This is a genomic window from Chitinophaga sp. Ak27 (assembly GCF_012726295.1).
Classification (GTDB): domain Bacteria; phylum Bacteroidota; class Bacteroidia; order Chitinophagales; family Chitinophagaceae; genus Chitinophaga.
On the sequence record NZ_JABAOB010000001.1, the window covers coordinates 307,609 to 331,187 of the forward strand.

Sequence of the window (23,579 nt, forward strand, 5' to 3'; positions counted from 1 at the left end):
ATGAAAAAATCAAATTACGGCAACGGCTATATCTTTATTTTATTGTTACTGCTGCTTTGTAATTCATGTGAGAAAAACATAGATCTCCAGCTGGATAAAACACCTCCTATGGTGGTGGTAGAAGCTTATATCAACAATAGCCTCCGTACCTACAATTATGTCATCATTGGCAAAACTGTCAACTTCAATGAATCACAATTTGCCAATACCGCAGTAGAAAAAGCAACGGTAACCATCACAGAAGGCGTTTTTGAAAAAGGGAAAGGTTATCAATGGAATCCCGCCAGTAAAGTGGCAATGAAGGAAGGCAAAACACCCGGCATGCACGGTCTGTACGTTCCAGGCGCCTACTTCGATCCCAAACTTACGACCGACTCATCTCATGCCCTATTGGGTAAACCCGGAAAGTCCTATCTACTTGAAATTACAGCAGAAGGCAGGAAATATACCGCGATTACCACTCTACCCATTCCGGTACCTATTGATAGCCTTACCAATACCTCTCCATTTAAAGACGATTCCGGAAAGGTACAGGCCCGGCTTACGGTACATTATACAGACCCAGACACGCTTGGTAACGCACAGATTTATTACTGGGGCAACCGTTACACTAAAAATACATTTGGATGGGGCGCACTCAGTACAGACAGGTATCTCCCCAATACAGACGAGCTGGTAAACGGCCAGGCTATACATATCACCCATTCGGCTCCCCTACCAATCGGCGACACGGCCATTTATTATCTTGTTAGTGTAGAACGCCCCATATACAATTTCTGGGATAGTTTTAATAAAGCAAGGCTCAATAGCGGTCCGTTTTCTACCCCTGTTGTGCTAAAGAGTAATATAAAGGGCAGTAATGTAGTTGGGTGTTTCAGCGGTTTTTCCGTAAGTAGCATGAAGCACGTGATGAAATAAAGGTTATTCAATAAAAAAGCCGGCTGAAAGCATTGCTGCTTTCAACCGGCCTAAAAATACACCAACTGATATTACACAGTGGCATCCGCAGGAGTAGCTCCGGGAGCGAGTTTGAATATTTCATTTTCAAACATCACTTTGGGGCCATTCGCATACGGTGTTCGGGCTTTCCAAAAATTAAGCAACCTGGTGCAAAAATCAATCGCGTTTCTCGCACCGATCAATCCATTGAAGGTTTCCGGTTTGCTGGTATCTAAAAGACTGGTATCATACTTATCATATTTATCATGATCATCATGATTCTGTCCTTTGTAGCAATGGAAGTTCTGGATGTCTCCGTAATCTCCGAACTTTCCAGGCTGGAACTGGTCAGTAGTACCTGGTTTAAGATCGCCGGGGTTCTTCAGCACCCTTCTTACATGCCCTTTGGCAAAGGAATCCTGGATCAGGTGCATCAGGGATCCAATGGCTCTCCTGGAGTTGTTGAGGAATACGCATTTTGTATTGCGGTTAAGCAGCGTATTAATGGTATCTGTTTCCAGTGGATCAGAAGCCGTTGTAAAGAACGAATTTACCGAATAGGTGGTACTACCAAATTTACTGGTGACCGGCACCGACTTTAGCGTATCCGTATCCATAATTCCTTCATTGATGGACAGTTTATACATGAATTCCGCCCAAAGCAAAACTTTAGCCTGCGTATCTTTAGGATCCTCTCCTATTGCAGATGCCATACCATGCAGAAACTGCATGTCCCAGTAGTGGGATCTGCCGGTGAGGTTTTTCAGATCATTGGCACTGGCCTTGCCGGCTGTGTCAAACTTGTTCTTCCATATAATACCGCTGGAGAAATCCCAGTTATCATACTTGTTTTCATCAAACAACAGAATGGCCGGATCGTCGTTCCATATAACCCCGCGGAAAAATTCATTCACCGCCTTGTCGCTGCCCACTTTGGTGGTGGTAGGAACGCCGACGGATGATTTGATCAGCGCCGCCAGCGTCACATTTTCATGCACAGGATTATTAAGATTCCATGGTCCTTCTATCTGGTAGCCTTCGGAGGTATCGTCAATTTTGTCTTTGAAGTGCACCACCTGTACAAACAGGTTATCAGATTTATTATCCGTCACCATCTGTTCAAATGCCGCGATGAATTCAAGGAAGCTCTGTGATTTTTCTGAGCCGGTAGCCGGATCATTGAAGATAAAGTAAGTACCTGTTCCATTAGGGTTACCAGTGCCTTCAATCCTGGTGAGGATACGGGCATGAGGCGAGAACATACCAGTAGCCACACTGGCATCTGTAGTAATCCACAACGGACCATAAGCCTTCATCCAGTCGATGTACTGTTGTACCGGGTAGTCCGCAGGAGGTTCGCCCACCATGCCCAGTTTACCGATAAATGCTTCTTTCTCACTCGACTTTAGTCCCTGCTTATTCGTAAATTTATCTACGTATTCATCGCCGGCCAGCGCCAGTACTGTTGGAACCGTCATAGGCTTTTTCATCTTCCAGCTGACCATCATCGCAGCGGCTGTCGCCCAGCAGGCCAGGTTGTTATCCTGTTGCAATTTGGGAACAACGCCTTCTACAGCAGCCAACACAGCACCGTTCTTGCCGCCGCTGCTGATTTCTACGGATTCTATGTTACCTTCCGGATCAGTTTTCTGGGCTTTCACGTCCTTACCCTGGTCTGCAGCTTTTACAGCAGCATCTGTTAACGTAGGTTTCTGCGTGGCTTTTTCTTTTTCCAACTCTGCTTTTTTGGTTGCTCCGCCGTCGATCTGCTGTTGCAGGTGTTCTTTCACCAGCTTACCGTAATCTTCACTGCTGATAGCACCTGAATCTTTTGCATTTTTCAGGGTATCCATAATCTTGGAAGAGTTATCGGTATTATGTCCCTGCATTGCCATGCTCTTCGCCATTTCTGCAAATGCTTTCGCATTTTCCTGGTTGGAGAGATAGGTTTTAATAGCATTCTGCTGATTAGCATCCAGACCGGTAATATCCTTGAAGATGCCTGCCTTGCCCAACAGTTCTGTTATACCTGCCAGTCCGGCGCCTGGTTCCGGTGTTGCCGGCGCATTCTGGATATTGACGATTGGCGTAGCAAAATCCTTGAAGGTTGCCTTCCAGTCGGTAACAGTCGGTACGGGCGGCGTTATCGGATTAATTTGTGACGGTTCATCAGTTGGGAACTTATTCCAATCCTGTGAAGAGTTTTCTTTTACCTTCTCACAAGCATCGCAGGCGCCCTGTACTGCTTCCATAAACACGCCCCTGGTAGGAATGCTGATCCGGTAAGGAGGAACCGGGGTAATAGGCTGATAGTGATCCAGCAGGGTTATTTCCTGTTCTACGCCATCGCCGGTTTTTTCTGTGATGAAAGACTGACTCACCTTATAACCGGGCGCTACGGGCAGTACAAGGGAATTACCTACAATACTGATCAGCTGATTTTTCACGACAGACGCCAGGCTTCTGAAACCTACCGGTATCCCAAAATCATTAAAGATCTGGATGTTAAAACCATCCAACAACATAAACCTCCTGTCTGCATCGAGGTTATACCACAGCGCTTTATTATAATGCTCCAGGTTACTGTTGAGATGTTCTATCAGCTTCTGCACCAGGTAGCGGTCTTCTTTACGTGGATCTTTTTTCTCGTCCGCGTTTTCAGGAATGTAGAGCAAGGTATCATCGAGCAGGTCGTCGCCCACACTGCCGCTGTATAACAATCCGTTGAAGTGAGGCGTAGAATAGGCAATACGCACATTTTCTACGGTAAGCGTTACCAGGTCTTTTAATGTTTTTATCACCGGGCTGTTACAGAACATTTTCATGGTCAATGGAAAATCAACGCGGCGTTTGCTGGTGGTACCTTCAAAATTAATGCGCATCACACGCTCACCACCCTTATACCGGGAAGTGCTGGTCATATCAGTGCCGATATATTCCAGGCGGATACTGTCTACGATCTTATCAAAAACCACTGGTGCAATATCATTGTAATAGATATCGTCCCATTCGGATATAAGCCTGCCTTTGAAGTAGTAGTCCAGCATTTCCAGGGTATTATTATATCCCAGGATAGAGGCATAAGCGTCCCACAGCTTCTTATCTACGATGCCGTTCTGGAAAAAATCTACCGGGGAAATAGTGATATTGATACCGGAGAACTTAATGCTGAAAGCTTCGAAGTTTACCACCCGGATACATTTTGCCGGCGGTACATATTCGTAGTTAGCATCCAGCTGCATGAAAGAATCGAAGATCTTTTCCTTCGCCAGTATTTCCTCCGTTTCTGTATGAGAGCCATCGGAACCAAAGAGAAAAGACAGGCCGCCGGTCATTACACCCAGCATAGCGCTTTTGGCTATGCTACGCGCATCGGTTACCTCTTTCGTTACCGTTTTGGTGATAATGGGCAAAGACTTGATGCGATCGTATTTGGTTTTAGGCCTTTGCAGATTTGTGCGGATATTAATATCTCCTTTTACAAAGCTGATAGGCTCCTGGTCGTAAGATCCCGTCGGATAATCTACATGCGCATAATTCGTCTTAATCCTTTCATTGGCATCAAATGCCTTCAGCAGCGGGTGCTGTGGCCTTCCGTAGAAAAAGCTGAACGGCTTCAGGTAGGTGTTGGAAGACATGGGCAACAGGTTCTTTGCCAGGATATCAGACCATTTGAAGATATTATCTGTCGTAAAATTGGTCATCAGCAGCGGAACAAACACACATTCTTCTACATTCACCAGTTCCTGGTAGATGGCAAAATGACGCAGTACTTCAAAATACATCATCGTCAGAGCGTGGCAGTGGTTATGATTGGACACTACATCCGCGGTAGCGCCATATGTTTGCCCCTCCTGTACAGAAGTCACTACAGAGGCGTTCAACCGCCGGTAGCTTTCTGCATTCTGCATAATGGACTGGCGCAGCCTTTCCCCGAAGAACTGCGATACGTTGCGGGAGCTGTTTTGCGACGCACTGGAGTTGGAATTGGAATAACCGCCGGCAACGCCCAAAGAAGCGCCTATGCCGCCATAGCTAACGCCAACGCCTAAACCGGCACTGACACCGCTGGTAGACGCGGAACTACTGCCCTGCAAGGCTTCGTTGATATTGCCTCCCAGCTGATCGGTGATTGAGCGGTCATTTAGCAGGTTAGCTGCCAGGCTTTCCCCTTGCGCGATAGATTGATTTTCGGCGCCTAACAGGGAGTGCGTTGCATCAATCACTACCATCTGTTTTTTCTGCCCGGGAGCCAGGGCCAGGGAATACAGGAGATCTCCCATGGAATATCCATCAGCCTTAAACTCTGATTTATAATGCAGAATATGACCGGTAGCTACGGTTACAGACTGGTAAAAAGAGAGGTTATCGCCGGCATCCGGGGCATCCTGCCATCTTACCGGGTTATCCAGGTCTACTGCTGCGCGCTTAATCTTCTTATTATCCCCTACCAGTTCAAAGGTGCCATTCTCCAGCTTCCGCAGGGTATAATTCGATACATCCGGGTCAGAGGTACGCACGATCGCCTGGTAGTTATATTCTCTTAAGGTGCGGTTGGGGGTTGACAAGTTCACGCAAGAACCGCCAATGTCCTGGGAATACTGGTCAGAGTTGATCAGGTCTTCCTGGCCAGGTAACCGGCCTGATTTCTTTACGGAATGACATGCACAGTCATCATCCCCATGGCTATCGTTTGCCGGGGTACAATCAGCGCCATTCACCAGCAGGTACAGGAAATCTGCGGAAATGGACTGGTTATTTTTGGAAGCCGGATCTGTGGCGATTGCTACCGGGCTTTGCGGGGTAAGCGACACCAACGCCTGCGCCGCAATATATACCCCGAAAGGATAGGCCATGGAAAAATTACCGGCGCTATCTGCGTCGGCTGCACCGACTATCTGCCAGGGCTGATCTTCGGCTTTCTTCGCCTGCACCAGCACAGTAACGCCTTTCAGGTCGCATTGCTTACTCAGCTCTACCAGCTGCCCTCTCAGGCGCTTGTTTTCATCTTTGCTGCCGCTTTTATCCCCGGAGGTAATTACGTTGGGCCGTTGCAGTGGAACTGAAATAGCGAGACTTCCCAGCGCAGCATCATCTACCCGGTAATCTTTTGACCAGATAATTGTCTTATCAAAATTCTTCACTTTTACAGAGATCACGCCATCCACATTGCTCTGCAACAGTGGGTTGTCCTGTGTAAAGGAGAACTTGATCTTGCCGCTGTGAAAATCCGTTTTATGGGCCATCCAGTCGAAATGCAGGATCTGCATCAAAGAAGTGTTATCCGCAATATGAGCAGCATATTCGACCGATAGATCAAAAAGCAACAGGTCTGTAAACCCAACATCTGTGTTATCGGTACTCACTACTTCAAAAGTACCATTGATATCCACTGTTTTCAGCTCCGGCATCAGCAATGAAAAATCAAATAGCTGGGCAAAATTGGCCATCGTGTAGTCAATCACCTGTTTGATGTTTGTTTCCTGCACACCCAATGCACCTAATATGCCGGCAATTTTTGTTTTCAGCGCATCATCAATATCTGTGCGCAGTGCGGGCGCTTGTCCGCTGAGATCTACCAGCTGGTTAATCACATACAACAGGTAAAATCCTTCCTGGTCGGGGGAAATATTTCCAAATTTCTCCAGGAATTTCAGGTACACCGACTTGTTGAGAAGATAAAGGTTTTTGTTGATGTAAAGTTCGGCATTTCCATCGGCTGCGTTTGCATTTAGCAGTCGCAGCGACCTTTGTGCCGGTGCAAGATCTTTCAGGAAATAAATACCTTCCAATACGGTGGCAGCTGCAGCACTACCGGTACCTCCATATGTTACCTGGAGGCTGATAGAAATGTCGTTCAAGGTGACACCTGTAATGGACGACGAATTAAAATGAAGCTGGAAAAATTTGGCCAGCAAATCATAAGCAGTACTGAACATACTGCCCTCCGGAAGCGCACTAAAGTAGGTGGTGGCACTTATTTCCTGCGAAAAGCTAATAGTGGCATCACCTGACTTTTCCCGGGTCACCAGGCCGCTGGTATCACCGGTCTTGAAAGAGAATACAGGATAGCCGACGTTAATAGGAACTTTACTAAACGGCAGCTTAGTAGCGTCCGCAGCATAGCGGAACGACTTTTGGATCGTTAACATTGAGTTTCAATTTGGGGTTATGAATATGTGTATTGGGGTTGCTAGGTACGTATAAGCATTATTATTAACTGGGGTTTGAATATATGGTTTTAAGGGGTTTGTATTTGTTATTGGATAATGAATGAATAAAATTAATCGTTTAGTGCATGGCAGCAAACTTTTTAGCTGCCAAAATTAAAAATTCAGTAGAAGTACGTATATGGCTGGCATTTTTGCGGGCGTAATTCTACGGAAGATAATAACCACCTGGATCCCATCTTTGTGAGCAAAGTCATAACAATTGCTGATCTCTGTCATTATTATGGCCGGGAAAAAATATCAAATTTATAATTATAATATCTGCAAGTTATGGCAGCCTTGGGAGATATCAGGAAAGTGACATGGGAGAAGAAAATGCGGGATTTCTTCACAGGGATATATAATGTATATGGGTTCATTCTCCGTTTTCTCCGGGAGGTATTTGTTCCTCCTTATGAATTCAGAGAAATTATCAGACAATGTTATGAAATAGGATACCGTTCGCTCGGAATTATCACCTTAACCGCCTTTATCACAGGGATTGTTTTTACCAAACAATCGCGCCCCTCCCTTTCAGAGTTTGGCGCCACATCCTGGTTGCCATCTTTAATTTCTATTGCAGTTATACGGGCCCTGGCTCCTCTTATTACGGCGCTGGTCATTGCAGGTAAAGTTGGCTCCAACATGGGAGCAGAACTGGGATCTATGAGGGTAACAGAGCAAATCGATGCGATGGAAGTCTCATCCACCAATCCTTTCAATTTCCTGGTTGTTACCAGGGTACTGGCCATTACAGTATCGTTACCGATACTCGTGACCTATTTCGCATTTATAGGTCTGATAGGCGGCTATCTAAACATCCATACCAACGAATTAACCAGCTTCACCTCATTTATCCAGGATGCTTTTGCGAAAATCTCGTTTCTCGACCTGTTTGCATCTTTTATCAAGGCAGTAGTATACGGATTCACGATCGGCATAACCGGCTGCTTTAAAGGATACCACGCCACACAAGGAACTGTCGGCGTAGGAAGAGCTGCCAATGCCGCAGTAGTGCTTTCCATGTTCCTGATATTCATAGAAGAAATGATCATTGTTCAATTCGTTAACTATTTCCGGTGAAAAATGAGATATCAAATATTGACAAAGCCATCACCGTCATTTCGTTAAAAGATCTGAACAAATCTTTCGATGACCTGGAAGTATTGAAAGGCATAGACCTGGAAGTATACAAGGGAGAAAATGTGGTAATACTGGGCCGTTCCGGGAGCGGCAAATCTGTATTGATAAAAATCATTGCAGGGCTCCTGCAACCGGATAATGGCCATATTAAAATACTCGGACAAGACGTAGCACAACTGGATATAAAAACGCTTCATGCGCTGCGGCTGAAAATAGGGTTCTCCTTCCAGAGCAGCGCCCTATATGATGGCATGACAGTATGGGAAAATATCGAATTCCCATTGGTACGAAATAAAAGGAATCTTACCAGGAAGCAGGTAAACGAAGCTATAGATCAGGTACTGGATGATGTAGGTCTTCGGCAAACGGTAGACCAAATGCCAGCCGAACTTTCCGGTGGCCAGAAAAAAAGAATTGGTATCGCTCGTATGCTCGTGCTCCAGCCTGAGATCATCCTGTACGACGAACCTACTGGCGGCCTCGATCCCATTACCTGTGTGGAGATTAACCGTCTTATCAAAGAAGTACAGGAACAATATAATACAAGTTCCATCATCATTACACACGATCTAACCTGTGCCAGATCCATAGGCGATCGTATCGTAATGCTGGCCGATGGAAAATTCCTGAAACAGGGAAGTTTTGACGAAGTGTTTAGTACGGACGACAGCCGGATCAGAGCTTTTTACGACTACAATTTCATACTCGACCAATGAACAAAGCGGATTATAAACGGCCATTTATAGTTGGTATTTTTATCCTCATTGGTATAATTATATTCATCGTGGGCATCTTCACCATCGGAAGCCAGCAAAAATTTTTTTCAAAAAAGTTCACATTGAATGTACTTTTTTATGATGTAGGTGGACTGCAGGCAGGCAATAATGTATGGCTCGCCGGCGTGAAAGTAGGTACCGTAAAAAAGATCACTTTCTATGGAGAAAAACAGGTAGCTGTTACACTCAATATTGAAGCACTGGCACAATCGCACATTTATAAAGATGCACGCGCCAAAATAAGCACCGATGGCTTTATCGGCAACAGGATCGTTGTCATTTCCTGTGGTACAGCGAGTACCGGTATTATATCCAATGATGGTTATCTTGAAAGTGACAAAGGAACTACTACCGACGAAATGCTTACCGTGCTGCAATCCAGTAACAAGAACCTGTTGGAGATCACCGGTAATCTTAAAAAATTTTCAGAGAAAATTGCAAACGGAAATGGCACTATCGGTACGCTCGTCAACGACGATGCGATTGTTCGGGATATCCAGGCCATCGCTACTCAGCTTAAAACAACCACTTTAAAAAGCGAGAAGGCAATGACCAACATAACCAATTTTACTGAACGGCTAAACAATCAAAACGGGCTGGTCAATGAATTATTATCCGACACCTCTATCTTCAGGGATCTGCAGGAAACGATAACACAAATTAAAGAGGCAGGTACATCCGCCTCTTTAATCGTTGATAATCTCCAGAAATCCAGCAGTAATTTAAGAGCAACAGACAATCCCCTTGGGGTATTACTGAACGATAAAACGGCCGCAAAGGATCTCCAGGAAACTATTAACAACCTGAAAACAAGCAGCCAGAAACTGGATGAAGATCTCAAAGCTATCCAACACAATTTTCTTTTCAGGGGGTATTTCAAAAAAAACAAAGGCAATAGCAATGATAGCAGCCATCGAAATTAAAAACCTGGAAAAGCGGTATAGAAACCTGGTGGCAGTAGATCACATCAACCTCACAATTGCGAGAGGGGAAATTTTTGGATTGCTGGGCCCCAATGGAGCTGGTAAAACTACCCTGCTGATGATGCTTTCCACGCTCCTCCAGCCCAGTGCCGGCTATGCAACTATCAATGGTTTTGATACTAGTACCCAGGCAGATAAAGTACGTCAGTCCATTGGAATGGTATTCCAGGACCCCAGTTCAGATGAACTGCTGTCGGGATATGAGAACCTTAAACTTCATGCGCTGCTTTATAATATCCCAATAAAATCGATCAACAAAAGAATTGATGAAGTGCTTATGCTGGTGGATCTGGAAAAAAGAAAACATGATAAAGTCAAAACATATTCAGGGGGTATGCGACGCCGCATGGAAATTGCCAGGGGATTACTTCATCAGCCGGAAGTGCTCTTCCTCGATGAACCAACTCTCGGACTTGATCCGCAAACAAGAGAGCATATCTGGCAATATATTCAATCGCTCACCAGGAAAACAGGAATGACTGTTGTGCTTACTACACATTATATGGAAGAAGCAGAAAGACTTTGTAGTCGCGTTGCCATCATCGATCATGGAAAAATCGTCGCCAATGACACCACCGAAAACCTCCGTCAAACCATTGCAGGTGATTTGATATCGCTAAAAGGAACGCATATTCCGTTGGATAATTTAAGACGGTTACCATTTGTAAAAAAGATAGAAGTATTGGATGGGCGTGTGGAAATTACTATAGACAATGCAGCAAAAAATTTATACCTGTTATTAACCGTAGCTGGTGAAATAGATTTTATTGAAGTCCGCGCTCCTGACCTTAACGATGTATTTCTTTCTTATACCGGGAAAGAAATCAGAGAAAGCGAAGGAGGTACATTAGAACATATCCGTTCCTTAACAAAAGCAAAACAAAAATAAATGAAGCTGAAAAAATTCCTGAAAGGCGTCTATGCCCTGTGGTACCGGGAGTTCAAAGTATTCCTAAATGAGCAGAGTAGAATTGTATCAGCCATTTTTTTGCCGATATTCTGGTACTTCATTTTCGGAAGTGGTGTGGGATCTATTACGTCAGCAGGCGATACCTCTTACCGGCATTTCATTTTCCCGGGATTTCTCGTTATGACAATTATCTTCAGCTCATTGTTTAATGGCGCGTATATTGTCTGGGATAAAAAAATAGATTTTTTGAAAGAAGTGCTAATCGCACCGTTGTCCCGCACCACCATTTTCATTGGTAAAGTAATCGGTGGAATGACAGATGCATTACTGCAAGCTTGCATACTTATCATCATTGGGTGCTTTCTGGGCATTCCATTTACTATTGTCAATGTGCCGATATCACTGGCGATACTGTTTATTTTCGCCATTGGGCTGGTGAGTCTTGGTCTGATCATCGGGTCTTTCCTGGAGAGTCCCGAAAGCTTTGGCCTTGTATCCAGCTTTGTAGTATACCCGCTATTTTTGTTGTCTGGAAGTCTTTATCCTCTCGGTAAGCTGCCCTCCTGGATGAAAATCCTGACGCATACAGACCCAGCCACCTACGCGGTAGATGCCTTACGCAATGTGATCCTTAAAAGCGCAGCAATGCCTCTCCACCTTGATATTTCTGTCCTGCTTTTGTTTGATGTTGTCCTGATTGCTGTTGGCACGTGGGCATTCAACAGAATGAAATTATAAACCAGGTTGGCTCATTTGCCACGTACATTTACCCCCAGGTGCGCCAGTTTTTGCAACATGCGTATATTATCCTTATCGTGAAAGAACTCAAAAATACTGGCTGCTACCTTTGGTCCAATATCCGTTAATGCAGCCAGCTGTGACACAGAGTAATCTGCCAGATCCATCAGCTGATGAACAGCACCGGCAAGCACCTTTGCTGATGTTTCTCCTACATATCTTATTCCAAGGCCATAAATAAGGTGGTCAAGCGGTTGTTGTTTCGAATGTTCTACTGCCTTTCGCAATCTTGCCGCCGATTTATTCCCCCAGCCTTCCAGTGCAGCAATTTTATCATAGTCCATTTGATAAATGGATGGAATATCTTTTAATAATTGCCGGTCAAAAAACATTTGTACATGGCTTTCTCCAAGCCCTTTGATATCCATTGCCTTACGTCCTGAAAAATGAAGAATATGTTCAATTACCTGTGCCGGGCAATGCGGATTTGTGCAATACCACTGCGCCTCCCCGGGTGTTTGCGATAGCCTGGCTCCGCAAGCAGGACATGTATGTGGAAAAATCACCCGCTTTTCAGTCCCTTTCCGCACTTCTTTGATAGCTTTAACTACATGAGGGATAACATCCCCTGCCCTTTCTACTAACACCGTATCTCCAATCCGCAGATCGAGTTTTTTGATCATTTGCTCGTTGAACAGGGAAACGGCACTAACCGTTACGCCGCCAATAGATACGGGATCTATCTTTGCTACCGGAGTTACGGCACCCGTACGTCCCACGGTAAATATTACTTTATTCAACTTGCTGTTGTGCTGCCGTGGCTGAAATTTGTAAGCTACCGCCCAACGTGGATGGTGGCTGGTCATGCCTAGCGCAGAATAAAAATAGGTGGCATTTACCTTTATCACTAATCCATCTATTTCATAAGGCAGCTGGTCCCTTTTTTCATTAAAGGCACGACACCAAGCTATCGCATCCGCTATACCAGTAAGCGTCTTCTGTTGCCGGTAAGTGGTATGAAAACCTAATTGCGACAATACTGAAAGAATCTCGTCCTGCTTACTCAATACCAGCGGAACAGGCTTACCTGGTTTCAGTTCATAATAACTTATCTGGTAAAGAAAAACCTCCAATGGCCTTTGCCTGGCGATGCCAGGGTCCAGCAAACGCAATGTCCCTGCTGCTGCATTGCGTGGATTGGCCATGAGAGGCAGCTGTAGCTTACTACGCTCTTTATTAAAGGCAATGAAGTCTTTTTTACTGATGAGCACTTCTCCCCTCAATTCAATCAGGCGGATGCCCAGATTACTAAATGGTATGGTAGCCGGAATGAAGGCCAGTTGACGGAGATTGGCTGTAATATCTTCCCCTTCCGCGCCATCACCTCTGGTAGCTCCCTGAATCAGTTGATCATCCCTATAAATCAGGGAAATACCGGCGCCATCCAATTTTGGTTCAATACAGTACTCTACAGCGGATTGCCCCGTGATACGCCGTATCCTTTGATCCCATTCCTCAAGATCACTTGTATTGTAGGTATTATCCAAACTCAACATCGGTGCAAGATGTGCAACGGTCGGAAATATGCCTCCATTATCTGAACCTACATGCGCCGTGGGTGAACCTGCACTACGCTGTTGAGGGTATTTTTCTTCCAGCTTCTGCAGGTGTTTGAAAAGCTGATCATATTCATAATCACTTAGCAGTGGGTCGTTTTTTTGATAATAACGCCAGTTATGATAGGTAATTACGCTTCGCAAGTCTGTTAGGGCGCGCTTACTGGTTGATATAGGACTACCGCCCTTTATACCGGCTAATAACTTTTCTGACAGCTGGCGAAGACGGGATTCTTCTTTGTTGCTATATGTCATAACAAATCTCTTAGGGTGATAGTTATGCAGGAAGGACCGCCCTTTTTTTCATCTTCCAATCTTCAATTTCATTCCAACACCGGGTGTTCAGAATATCCTTTCGCCTGCAACCACCCCTTCTTGCCGTCCATACACCGAGCTGCATAAATTCATACTGCGTTAATGCATGTGCATCTGTGCTGATGGTAAGGCATACTCCTTTGTTTAGCGCCATCCGTATAAGGTCATCCCATAAATCCAGGCGGCTCGGCTGGGCATTGATCTCCATACAGGTATTTGTAGCTGCGGCGCTGAGAAAAAGCTGCTCCCAGTTCACCGCATAGGCTTCACGGCTGCCTATTATTCTTCCACTGGGATGTCCGATACAATTGACATACGGATGATTGCAGGCTTTTATTAGCCTTGCCGTATTATCGTGTGTAAAACCGCTATGAATAGCTGCTACCACCCAATCAAATTGCTTTAATAACGTATCGGGTAAGTCCAGCTGACCATCGGCCAATATATCTACCTCTACCCCTTTTTTTATGAACTTAAACCCCAGCTTCGTATTGATTTTATCTATCTCTTTAAACTGCCTGGTGAAATCTGATGGCTGTAACCCATGGGCCACCCGTTCACTGGGTGAATGATCCGTTATTACAATGTATTCGTAGTGAGGGAAGGCACGTCGTATAAATTGGGCGATATCTTCAATTTGCTCTTCGCCATCACTCCAACGACTGTGCATCTGCATATCTCCTTTTATCTGGTTAACTGTAACAAGTACCGGAAGCTTGTTTTTCGCGGCCTTCTCTATTTCTCCCTTTTCCTCACGCAATTCCGGTTCAATATATTGAAGCCCCAGCCGGTCATATATTTCCTCTTCGGTTTTGCCGGCCAGGTAGGCGCCTGTTTCTACACTAAATAAACCATATTCATTGAGCTTATACCCTTTATTTCCTGCAAGTGTACGCAATTTCACATTGTGGTCCCGGGAACCGGTAAAATACAGCATGGCGGCGCCAAATTCATGTTTATCCACGATCCTGATATCAGCCTGCATTTCACTACGCAATATTATACTTACACGCGTATCGCCTCTCGAAATAACCCTGGATACAATCCCGGATTTTACCAGCGTATTTGTCAACCCTTTGCGGGCGATCTTTTCGGCCTGAACAACGATATCAATATCACCTATTGTCTCTTTTCTTCTTCTGAGACTTCCAGCCAGCTCAGCTTTCTTCACTCCGGGGAGCGTTTTAATTACCAGCAATAGCTCGTGTCCCGTCTTTAGCGCATCCCATAATAACATGCGGTTTAATGCTGTTTTATGCATCTTCAAACCACGTTGCATGTTGGCAATTTTCCGGGCGCCGATGCCCCTTATGCTCTCCAGCTTGCCTGCAGCAATAGCCGCAGCCAGGTCTTCACGATTCTTAATCCCTAACTGATCATGTAAAACCTTTACAGTAGCAGGGCCCATCCCATTCATGTCCATCAGCTCCAGTAGCTCCATCGGTACTTTCCGTTTCAGCGCTTCAAAAGTTTTAATTTTGCCGGTGTGAATATATTCTATGATCTTTTCGGCAATGCTCTCTCCTATTCCTTTTAATTTATCAAGAGATTGAATATCCCCTGCATATTCACTCACATCACGCTGCAGGTTGGTCAGTGTTCTGGAAGCAACTTCATATGCGATGGCACGGAAACGTTCCGCCGGCCCCAGGTAACGGTAACAGGCCGACATCTGGTGAAAAATATTACGTAAGGCGGTGTTATAGTCAGCCTTTGTTTTAACAACGGTAACCATAAATGCTTTTATAGCAAAGAACCAGGATTCCCATCAAAAAAAAGATGAGCGGCATCAAGCACCCGCATGACTTTTATCATAAGCATCAAACGCCGAAAGGATAGGTTTCGGGCATTTGAGTGCCATCCGGCTTGATGTGCAGCGGATGAAGGGCAGTAACGTGATCCAGGTAAATGAAAGCATCATAGCGCAAAGGAAGGATACTGGGCACATAATTGCCATATCGTTCGTACTCCGGATGATAAACCACCCCGATGGCGCGATGCCCTACAGGCACTTCCAGAAACTGGGTATTGCGGAGATCATCCATTAAAAACCATTTATTACGGTTTCCCTCATTTCTAAGCAGATACTCCCAACTCCCCTCCTGGGCTGGCGGAACGGTCATAGTTGCCATTCGGGCACCCCATCTTTTTCCGGCTATCACATGCCCCTGGTAGGCGCCGAAACCAACAAGCGCGACCTGGTGTTCCCCGAACTTTGCCCTGGCAAGCTCTCCTATATTTACCATGCCTTCACCCGCCATATCAGTGGCCCGGGCATCACCAACATGTGTATTATGTGCCCAGATAATAACTTTCGACTGCTCTCCATGGAATTGCAATAATCGCTCGAGGGTTTCTTCCATATGCAGATCACGGATATTCCAGGAATGAGGTCCCCCCTTTATCATTGCGCTATAGTAATTTTCTGCATGTACCGCCACCAGCGCATTTTGTTCGGTACTAAAGGCACTTTCATGATCTGTGTCGTAATGAGGGAAACGATGCCGTATATCCCGTAAAAGATTCACCACTTCTGTCTTACATAACTCCGGCACCAGCGCCGTGGCTCTTGCATAGCCATGCCCTTCCTCTGTACGATATGGCTCAAAACACTGGTAAGCTTCTTCTGCTACACTGACCATAGCCGGATCTTCCTTTCTTAAGTAAGCCAGGATGGCTTCCATACTTTCCCAAAGGCTGTATACATCCAACCCATAAAAACCAATTTTCTTTTCGGCAGACAATGACGCATTGTAATTGTATAACCATTCTCCAAGCGCTGTAATTTCCCAGTTGGCCCACATCCAGGTAGGCCAGCGGTTAAATGAATGCAGTACATTAAATGCACTGCTTCCCGATTGATCATAATGTTTTATATACCGGTTAAACCGGTAACAATCCGGCCAGTCGCCTTCCACTGCAATAAAATTGAAACCCTTTTCCTCAATAAGCCTTTGTGAGATGTAATTACGCCACTTGTAATATTCATGATTACCGTGCGAAGCTTCTCCCAACATTACCACGCGTGCACGACCAAGTTTGTCAATTAAAAGGTCCAGATCCCCGCCGCGGGTAAATGGGTGCGCAGCCCTGTGAAGATCAGCTATAGACGTTGCTGTATCAAGCGTATTATGCTTAAAGTAATGATCCATAACAAAAAGATTTAAATACTTTTATTAAGATAAAAATATCATCATTTTTATGCTATGATGATAATCACCTCACTTTATGACAGAAATCATTCCGACGCCATGATCATTTTTCTACATTTAAATTATGATGCAATCTTTTTCAAAGGCCGTCAAAATACCTGCCGGACAAGTAATACTGGATGGAGAGCTTATCATTCCGGAAGGAGCTACTGCTATTGTAATCTTCAGCCATGGTAGCGGCAGTAGCAGGTTCAGCCCGCGTAACCAGGCTGTGGCATTAGCATTACAACAACACGGATTTGGCACTTTGCTATTCGATCTGCTTACCAAAACAGAAGAAGCAGCGTCTTATTTCACACGTTTCGATATTACGCTGCTAACCAGCAGGCTCGTCAATACAACAAAATGGTTGTCGGCATTTCAACCCGCCAGCCATGCAGCGATAGGATACTTCGGCGCCAGTACCGGTGCAGCGGCAGCCCTGGAGGCTGCCGGTGAGCTACCGTATGTGCAGGCTGTAGTAAGTCGCGGCGGAAGACCTGACCTCGCGACCGAATTGCCTGCTATCACAACGCCCACATTGCTCATAGTAGGCAGCCTTGATCCCGAAGTGCTGGTATTAAACCAACAGGCGCTCACCCAGCTGAAAGGCCCTAAAAAATTATTAGTAGTACCTGGAGCAGGACATCTCTTTGAAGAAGGTGATACACTCCGCCAGGTAAGCTTAGCCGCTATTGAGTGGTTTGAACGGTACCTTCACCCATAAAAGCAACTTACATGTTTAGCAACAGAATAACTGCCGGCCGCCAGCTGGCTCCTTTATTGGATAAATATAAACGGCAGAATGCAATCGTGCTGGGAGTACCACGGGGCGGTGTGCCAATTGCATATATTATTGCCCAAACCTTGCAGTTACCATTAAGTGTCATACTTACCAAGAAAATTGGGCACCCGGATAACGAGGAATATGCAGTAGGCGCTGTGAGCCTCACCGACAGTTATATCGTTCCACATGAAAATGTATCGGAGGCTTACCTTCAAAAAACAATCAGGAAAGTACGGGCCAGGCTGACTGAAATGCAGAGGCTATATCTGGGCAATCAGCCTCCAAGGTCTGTTACCGGCAAAATCGTTATCATTGTAGATGATGGCATTGCTACCGGCAATACGCTGCTGGCTACCATCAAAATGCTGCGTAAAGAACATCCCGAGAAAATTGTTGTAGCAGTTCCTATTGCTTCTAAGGCCGCATATGAGCTACTTCGGCAAATAGCCGATGAAGTAGTAGTAAGCTATATACCGGAAATATTTATTGGTGTGGGTGCTTTCTATGATAATTTCAGCGAAGTAAGCGACCAAGAAGTAATCAAATATCTGAGCGCAGCCAAAAATTCAGAGGCCACCAATTGATAATACGATGGCTATAGATAGAGATAATAAGGCTGTAATAATACCCTAAATTCAGACGTATATGTCTTTGCGGCATCATACACCGCCATTTCCGTTACCACGGTTTCTCTTGCAGTTCTTCCCAAAATCCCTACGGCCCGGAAATAGCCATGGTTCACACTCTGCCGGATATACAATACCTCGCGCAAATGCAATCCTGCTGTTAATGCCTGTCCGCGGAAAGTGTCAAATACAGCATAGGGCAACAATACCGATACCTCCCCCGCCGGGGATAGTTGTTGGCCGATCGTTGTTAGCAGATCATGGTAAGTAAGATTGGTAGCATGCATCGCCTGGTCTTTTTGGGCATGACCACTCTTCAATGCACTTTCATAAAATGGAGGATTGCTGATAATAAAATCGTAGCCTCCGCCGGGCTCCATTTTTCGTATATCCTGTTGCGTTAGGGTTAAACGGTCTGCCCAGGGAGAAGCTGCAAAATTAGCAGTAGCCTGCTGCGCTGCGCCGGGATCGAGCTCCACGGCGGTAATGGCTGCCGGGCTACGCTGCGCCAGCATCAGGCTCAACAAACCGGTACCGGCGCCTAAATCCAGTATAGCCGGTACCGCAGTAGGTCGGCTCGCCAGGTACTGCGCCGTAAAAGCTCCCTGTATACAGGCATCTGTACACACCTTCATGGCGCAGTGCTCCTGGTGAACGGTAAATTGTTTGAATTGAAAAAATGTATTTGCCATCCTTATTTTGAATCAATCAACAGCGACAGGTTCGGCATACGTAGATTGCGATGCACAGATACCGGGTTCGCTTCTCTTACTTCGCAGGTCTCTACCTTGCCATTTCCGCTTACCTGTATATCCAACGGTTGCACATACATTACCTGTGGCACATTGCGACGGATAGCCACTTCCGACTGTTTGGCAAAACGGCTGTATGCCTTTACCAACAGTTGATTTTTGCCTTCCTTCAGCGACAACAACACCACCTCATTGGCCACGCCTCCCCTTTCAGGGTTATTATGCAACACCTGCTCTTCTCCGTTTAGATATACCGCAATACCATCTCCACTGGTAAAACCTACCAGGTAGTTACCTGCCTTTGTAGCAGTAATTTCCTGTAATACATATTTGGCAATACTTCTGTCGCCGTCAAAGGTAATGAGCGCGTCGTTCTTCCAGCCGGGCTGCAGCTTCCAGGGCTGACTGTCCTGGTTAGGCCACGGTTTGGAAGGATCTATTTGTTTTATATCTCCATGTACACCGTCTATACCAGACCAGAATGGTCCGGCGCTGTACAAAGGCCCCCACTGTAAAGCAGCAGTATCAGACTGCAGTGGCTGTACAGTGCCACCGTCCAGCAATACCCCGCGGGTATTACCATTCAGGGTCAGCTGTATACGGCGGCCTTTCTCAGCGTCGCTATACAACAGTTTCAATTTGGCCGGTTTGCTGGTAGTAAACGCCCAGGAATCGCCCACCTGGCTGCGGTAATAGCTTTCATAATCGACACCGGAAAAACTATACAACGGAACCGCATTGTACCGGTCCAGGCGGCGGGCATTCGACAACAAATGCAGGGGCGTAATATGCACTCCCTCTTTACAGGTCAACGCCAGTACTTCAATGTTCTTATCCTTTAACTGGAAGCCTGCCGGCAGTTGGATATATGTGTTACCATTTTTGCTGTTAATCTTAGCGGCCACCTTTTTATTTTCTCCCAACAAAGTTACCTGGCTTACTTTACTGCTTAAACCTGGTAACAGGATGCTGCCATTTTCGGGCATTTGTAAGAGGTGCAGGTATAACTTACCTGGTTTAGTGGTTACTTCTCCCCATGTAAAAGTAGTGTCAAAAGGATTGGCGGAAGCGCCGTAAATGGCTTCTCCATTGCGTTGCAGCCAGGCGCCATTTAACAGTAATACTTCTCTTTCAAAGTCTACCACGGAGCCATCACCACGGGGACCGATATTCAGCAGGTAGTTGCCACCGCGACTTACTACTTTAATCAACCCTTCCAGTTTCTCATGCGCCTTATCGGCGGCTTTACCATGCTGTTGCCAGCTGCGGTATCCCCAGGTTTCATCATATACGGAAGCAGGCGTTTGCCAGGCCGAAGCGATCTTGTAATCAGGGTATTGATTATCTCCCATCACACAAAAATCTCCGGCATCATTGCCCAAACGGCCACTCACCATACAACCCGGCTGTAAACGATGTACAATCGTTGCCAGGTCGCGGCTTTGCGCAGCAGTGAGCGAGCCCATATCAAACCATATCTCTGATACCGGCCCATAGTTGGTCATCAGCTCAGTCACCTGTTTCTTATTATACTCATGATGCTCGGGTGTAATAGGATCACTGTTACTACTGGAGATGGGATAGGCCTGTGGGAAATGCCAGTCGATCAGCGAAAAATACATCCCGAATTTCAGGCCATGCCGCTGACAGGCATCCGATAATTCCTTCAATACATCGCGTTTAAACGGGGTGGCATCTACCACGTTATAATCAGTATAGGCAGAATGAAACATGCAAAAACCATCATGGTGCTTGGAAGTCATTACCACCGATTTCATGCCGGCAGCTTTGGCCAGCAGCACGATTGAGTCAGCATTCCAATGTTCGGGGTGGAAACGTTTAGCCACATCTCCATATACATCACTGTAAATACCGGCATGCGCCTGAATTTGTTCGCTATAGCCCCGGGTTACCGGCTTTCCTTCCCATACGCCTCCCAGCGTGGAATAGATGGCCCCCCAGTGAATAAACATGGAATATTTCTGGTTTCTCCAGTCGGTATGTGCCGTGGATTCCTGCGCGGACGCCACCTGGAACGTGGTTGCCAGCGCCAGTAATACGATAAAAATTTTCTTCATAGATAAATGTAAGCGTTATAGCCAAACCTAAAGCTAAATCGATTCAGGAACTGAAAGGAATAGGATTTTACCCAAAACTGTTAGCATTTAACCGCAGATAGTCTTCACTAAAATGCGGCTCTTGCCGTAGGCACCGCATCCAGGCCCACGAAATCGCCGGCGAGGTACTTGTAATACGCGGTAATGGCAATCATGCCGGCATTATCAGTACAGTACTCAAACTTAGGAATAAAGGTACGCCAACCATAACGCTCCCCATATTCGGCCAGCGCCTGGCGCAGGCCACTATTGGCGCTTACGCCGCCAGCAATGGCTACATCACGGATACCGGTTTCCTCGGCCGCCTTAATCACTTTATTCAATAAGATACTGATAATACGATGCTGTATGGAAGCACAGATATCTGGCAGATTTTCCGCAATAAAGGCCGGGTCCTGCTGCTGTAAAAAATACAGGATGGCCGTCTTTAACCCACTGAAACTGAAATTCAGCCCGGGAATTTTAGGTTCGGGGAATTTAAACCGGGTAGGGTTACCGGTTTTAGCATATTTATCAATCAACGGACCACCCGGATAAGGAAGTCCCAGTATTTTGGCGCTCTTGTCGAAAGCTTCGCCCGCAGCGTCGTCCAGCGTTTCGCCGATGACCCGCATTTTCAACGGGCTTTCACACAATACGATCTGGGTATGTCCACCCGATACGGTTAAACATAGAAAAGGAAAATCTGGTTTGGGATCGTCAATAAAATTAGCCAGCACGTGCGCCTGCATGTGATGAACCCCAATCAACGGGATATCCAGCGCCATGGCCATCGACTTGGCAAAGCAGCTGCCCACCAGCAAAGATCCGATCAGGCCGGGCGACTGGGTAAAGGCAATGGCACTCAGCTCTTCCCGTTTCACGCCGGCGGTTTGCAAAGCAATATCCACTACGGGCACTATGTTTTCCTGGTGCGCCCGGGAAGCCAGTTCCGGCACTACCCCACCATATTGCTCATGTACCTTCTGGTTGGCAATATGATTAGACAACACTTTTCCATCTACAATAACAGCGGCTCCTGTATCATCACAGGACGATTCTATGGCTAATATTTTAACAGACATAAGCGGCAAATTTAATAAAAAAAGGCGGGAAAACCCCGCCTGTACACAGCATGCCTGCTGCCAATACCTTTAGCCGATCAATTGCTCCGTATGGCCACCACCGGATCCAGTTTGCTGGCCACCCATGCCGGGATGAAACCCGCCAGCAAGCCTACAATTACCGATACGCTGATCCCAAATACCGCCGAGCCCGGCGACAATATCATCTCAAAACTACCCGACATATTAATAATTACTGTCAGTAGATACACGAGTAATAGTCCCAATAGTCCTCCGATTAAACACAGGCAAACAGCCTCCAACAAGAACTCCATCAGGATAATGGCCCTGCGCGCACCAATTGCCTTTTTCAACCCGATAATATTGGTTCGCTCTTTCACGGTCACAAACATAATATTGGCAATCCCGAAAGCCCCTACAATCAGGGCAAAACCTGCAATCAGAATCCCGCCGCCGTTGATAGCGGCAAAAAGAGAGTTCAGGTTCTCATTGGCCGAACTGATCTCATTCAGCGCAAAGTCGTCCTCCTCTGCAGGTTTCAACCGGTGCGCCGCCCGCATAACCCCTCTTAGCTCATCTTTCAACTGATCCATCGACACGGTCGATTTGGCCTTTACAAGAATATAAGGATCGGCATAACGGCGTTCATCCACGATAGTACGGGCAAAACGGTAAGGTAAAATAATGGCGTTGTCATAGCCGAGCCCCCCGATCATGCTTTCGCCCTTTTTCTTTAACACACCGATCACTTTTACATCCCTTCCCGCCACCTTCACCATCTTTCCCAGCGCCGCCTCCGCAGAAGGAAATAACCCATCCCAGATGGTATATCCCAGGATGGCCACATTAGTGCCACTATTGCTTTCACCATTGGCAAAATAACGGCCACCCACTATCTGCAGGGTCTGGATCTGGTCAAAATCATGGGTCACCGCCATCATATTCACCCCATCCATATAATCATCACCATACTCCACTTTCTTGCCTCCCACCTCAAAATCGAAGGAAGCATAGCTCGCACTCTGTACCTTCTCCTGTATAATTTTCAAGTCTTTATACTCAGGCAGGGGGCGGTTCATGTATTTCCACCATGCATACTCTCCATTTCCACCCCAGGGCCATTTCTGCAGGTAAATCACATCATCACCCAGGTCGGCCAGGTCTTTCCGGATATTATGTTCCAGGCTGCCGGTGAGCGTTAGTACGGCGATAATACAGAAGATACCTATGGTTATACCAAACAATGACAAAAAAGAACGGAGCTTGTTAACCCGCAATTCCTGCATCGCCATCTTAAAACTATTCCATAATATTTTAAGGGTCGCTATCATATTTCAAATGTAACAGATTTATGGCCATGAGCGGCGCCAATAAACACGAAATATAGCCGGACAAAAAATTTAGTTACCTTTG

The 23,579-nt window shown here is 46.0% G+C and carries 16 protein-coding genes; 8 read left to right on the top strand and 8 right to left on the bottom strand.

Going from position 1 to position 23,579, the window contains the following annotated elements:
* Positions 1-918 carry a DUF4249 domain-containing protein gene (locus tag HGH90_RS01205; RefSeq protein WP_168765635.1) on the top strand — a complete coding sequence of 306 codons (918 nt, stop codon included), beginning with the start codon at positions 1-3 and terminating at the stop codon, positions 916-918.
* Between the two features lie 71 nt (positions 919-989).
* Here HGH90_RS01205 and HGH90_RS01210 read toward each other — a convergent pair whose 3' ends face one another.
* Positions 990-7,091, bottom strand: a complete 6,102-nt coding sequence (locus HGH90_RS01210) for a papain-like cysteine protease family protein (protein ID WP_169190184.1) — start codon at positions 7,089-7,091, stop codon at positions 990-992.
* 348 nt (positions 7,092-7,439) lie between these two features.
* On the opposite strand from HGH90_RS01210, the gene HGH90_RS01215 reads away from it, so the two are divergent.
* The 5 genes from HGH90_RS01215 (at position 7,440) to HGH90_RS01235 (ending at position 11,698) form a co-directional block, all read left to right on the top strand.
* Complete coding sequence (locus tag HGH90_RS01215; protein ID WP_247679956.1) at positions 7,440-8,231, top strand: MlaE family ABC transporter permease; 792 nt, start codon at positions 7,440-7,442, stop codon at positions 8,229-8,231.
* Positions 8,228-9,007: an ABC transporter ATP-binding protein gene (locus HGH90_RS01220; protein ID WP_168765637.1), complete on the top strand. Its 780-nt coding sequence runs from the start codon at positions 8,228-8,230 to the stop codon at positions 9,005-9,007. The genes HGH90_RS01215 and HGH90_RS01220 overlap by 4 nt, the downstream gene beginning before the upstream one ends.
* A 122-nt stretch (positions 9,008-9,129) precedes the next feature.
* Positions 9,130-9,990, top strand: a complete 861-nt coding sequence (locus HGH90_RS01225; RefSeq protein ID WP_169190185.1) for an MlaD family protein — start codon at positions 9,130-9,132, stop codon at positions 9,988-9,990.
* Positions 9,968-10,939, top strand: a complete 972-nt coding sequence (locus tag HGH90_RS01230; RefSeq protein WP_169190186.1) for an ATP-binding cassette domain-containing protein — start codon at positions 9,968-9,970, stop codon at positions 10,937-10,939. The genes HGH90_RS01225 and HGH90_RS01230 overlap by 23 nt, the downstream gene beginning before the upstream one ends.
* On the top strand, positions 10,940-11,698 hold the full coding sequence (locus tag HGH90_RS01235; RefSeq protein WP_169190187.1) for an ABC transporter permease: 759 nt from the start codon (positions 10,940-10,942) through the stop codon (positions 11,696-11,698). It abuts the gene before it with no gap.
* 11 nt (positions 11,699-11,709) lie between these two features.
* Here HGH90_RS01235 and ligA read toward each other — a convergent pair whose 3' ends face one another.
* The 3 genes from ligA to HGH90_RS01250 all read right to left on the bottom strand — a co-directional run bounded on the left by ligA (position 11,710) and on the right by HGH90_RS01250 (position 16,781).
* Complete coding sequence (gene ligA / locus HGH90_RS01240; protein ID WP_168765639.1) at positions 11,710-13,569, bottom strand: NAD-dependent DNA ligase LigA; 1,860 nt, start codon at positions 13,567-13,569, stop codon at positions 11,710-11,712.
* Positions 13,570-13,591: 22 nt separating this feature from the next.
* The gene (gene polX, locus HGH90_RS01245) at positions 13,592-15,364 is read right to left on the bottom strand and encodes a DNA polymerase/3'-5' exonuclease PolX (protein WP_168765640.1); all 1,773 of its coding nucleotides are present in this window, start codon (positions 15,362-15,364) and stop codon (positions 13,592-13,594) included.
* Between the two features lie 85 nt (positions 15,365-15,449).
* Entirely contained in the window at positions 15,450-16,781 is a 1,332-nt protein-coding gene (locus HGH90_RS01250) for an erythromycin esterase family protein (protein ID WP_168765641.1), read from the bottom strand.
* A 124-nt stretch (positions 16,782-16,905) separates the two neighbouring features.
* On the opposite strand from HGH90_RS01250, the gene HGH90_RS01255 reads away from it, so the two are divergent.
* Together HGH90_RS01255 and HGH90_RS01260 are read left to right on the top strand one after the other, a co-directional pair.
* Positions 16,906-17,547, top strand: coding sequence for a dienelactone hydrolase family protein (locus HGH90_RS01255; protein ID WP_211093039.1), 642 nt, complete (start codon positions 16,906-16,908; stop codon positions 17,545-17,547).
* Between the two features lie 11 nt (positions 17,548-17,558).
* On the top strand, positions 17,559-18,191 hold the full coding sequence (locus tag HGH90_RS01260) for a phosphoribosyltransferase (protein WP_168765642.1): 633 nt from the start codon (positions 17,559-17,561) through the stop codon (positions 18,189-18,191).
* Between the two features lie 11 nt (positions 18,192-18,202).
* Here the strand turns inward: HGH90_RS01260 and HGH90_RS01265 are convergent, their stop codons facing one another.
* From HGH90_RS01265 to HGH90_RS01280, 4 genes are all read right to left on the bottom strand, one after another.
* The gene (locus HGH90_RS01265) at positions 18,203-18,925 is read right to left on the bottom strand and encodes a tRNA1(Val) (adenine(37)-N6)-methyltransferase (RefSeq protein ID WP_168765643.1); all 723 of its coding nucleotides are present in this window, start codon (positions 18,923-18,925) and stop codon (positions 18,203-18,205) included.
* Between the two features lie 2 nt (positions 18,926-18,927).
* The gene (locus HGH90_RS01270) at positions 18,928-21,063 is read right to left on the bottom strand and encodes an alpha-L-fucosidase (RefSeq protein WP_169190188.1); all 2,136 of its coding nucleotides are present in this window, start codon (positions 21,061-21,063) and stop codon (positions 18,928-18,930) included.
* Between the two features lie 107 nt (positions 21,064-21,170).
* On the bottom strand, positions 21,171-22,166 hold the full coding sequence (gene tsaD, locus HGH90_RS01275; protein WP_169190189.1) for a tRNA (adenosine(37)-N6)-threonylcarbamoyltransferase complex transferase subunit TsaD: 996 nt from the start codon (positions 22,164-22,166) through the stop codon (positions 21,171-21,173).
* A gap of 77 nt (positions 22,167-22,243) precedes the next feature.
* Entirely contained in the window at positions 22,244-23,497 is a 1,254-nt protein-coding gene (locus tag HGH90_RS01280) for an ABC transporter permease (protein WP_168765646.1), read from the bottom strand.
* Between the last annotated feature and the right edge of the window lie 82 nt (positions 23,498-23,579).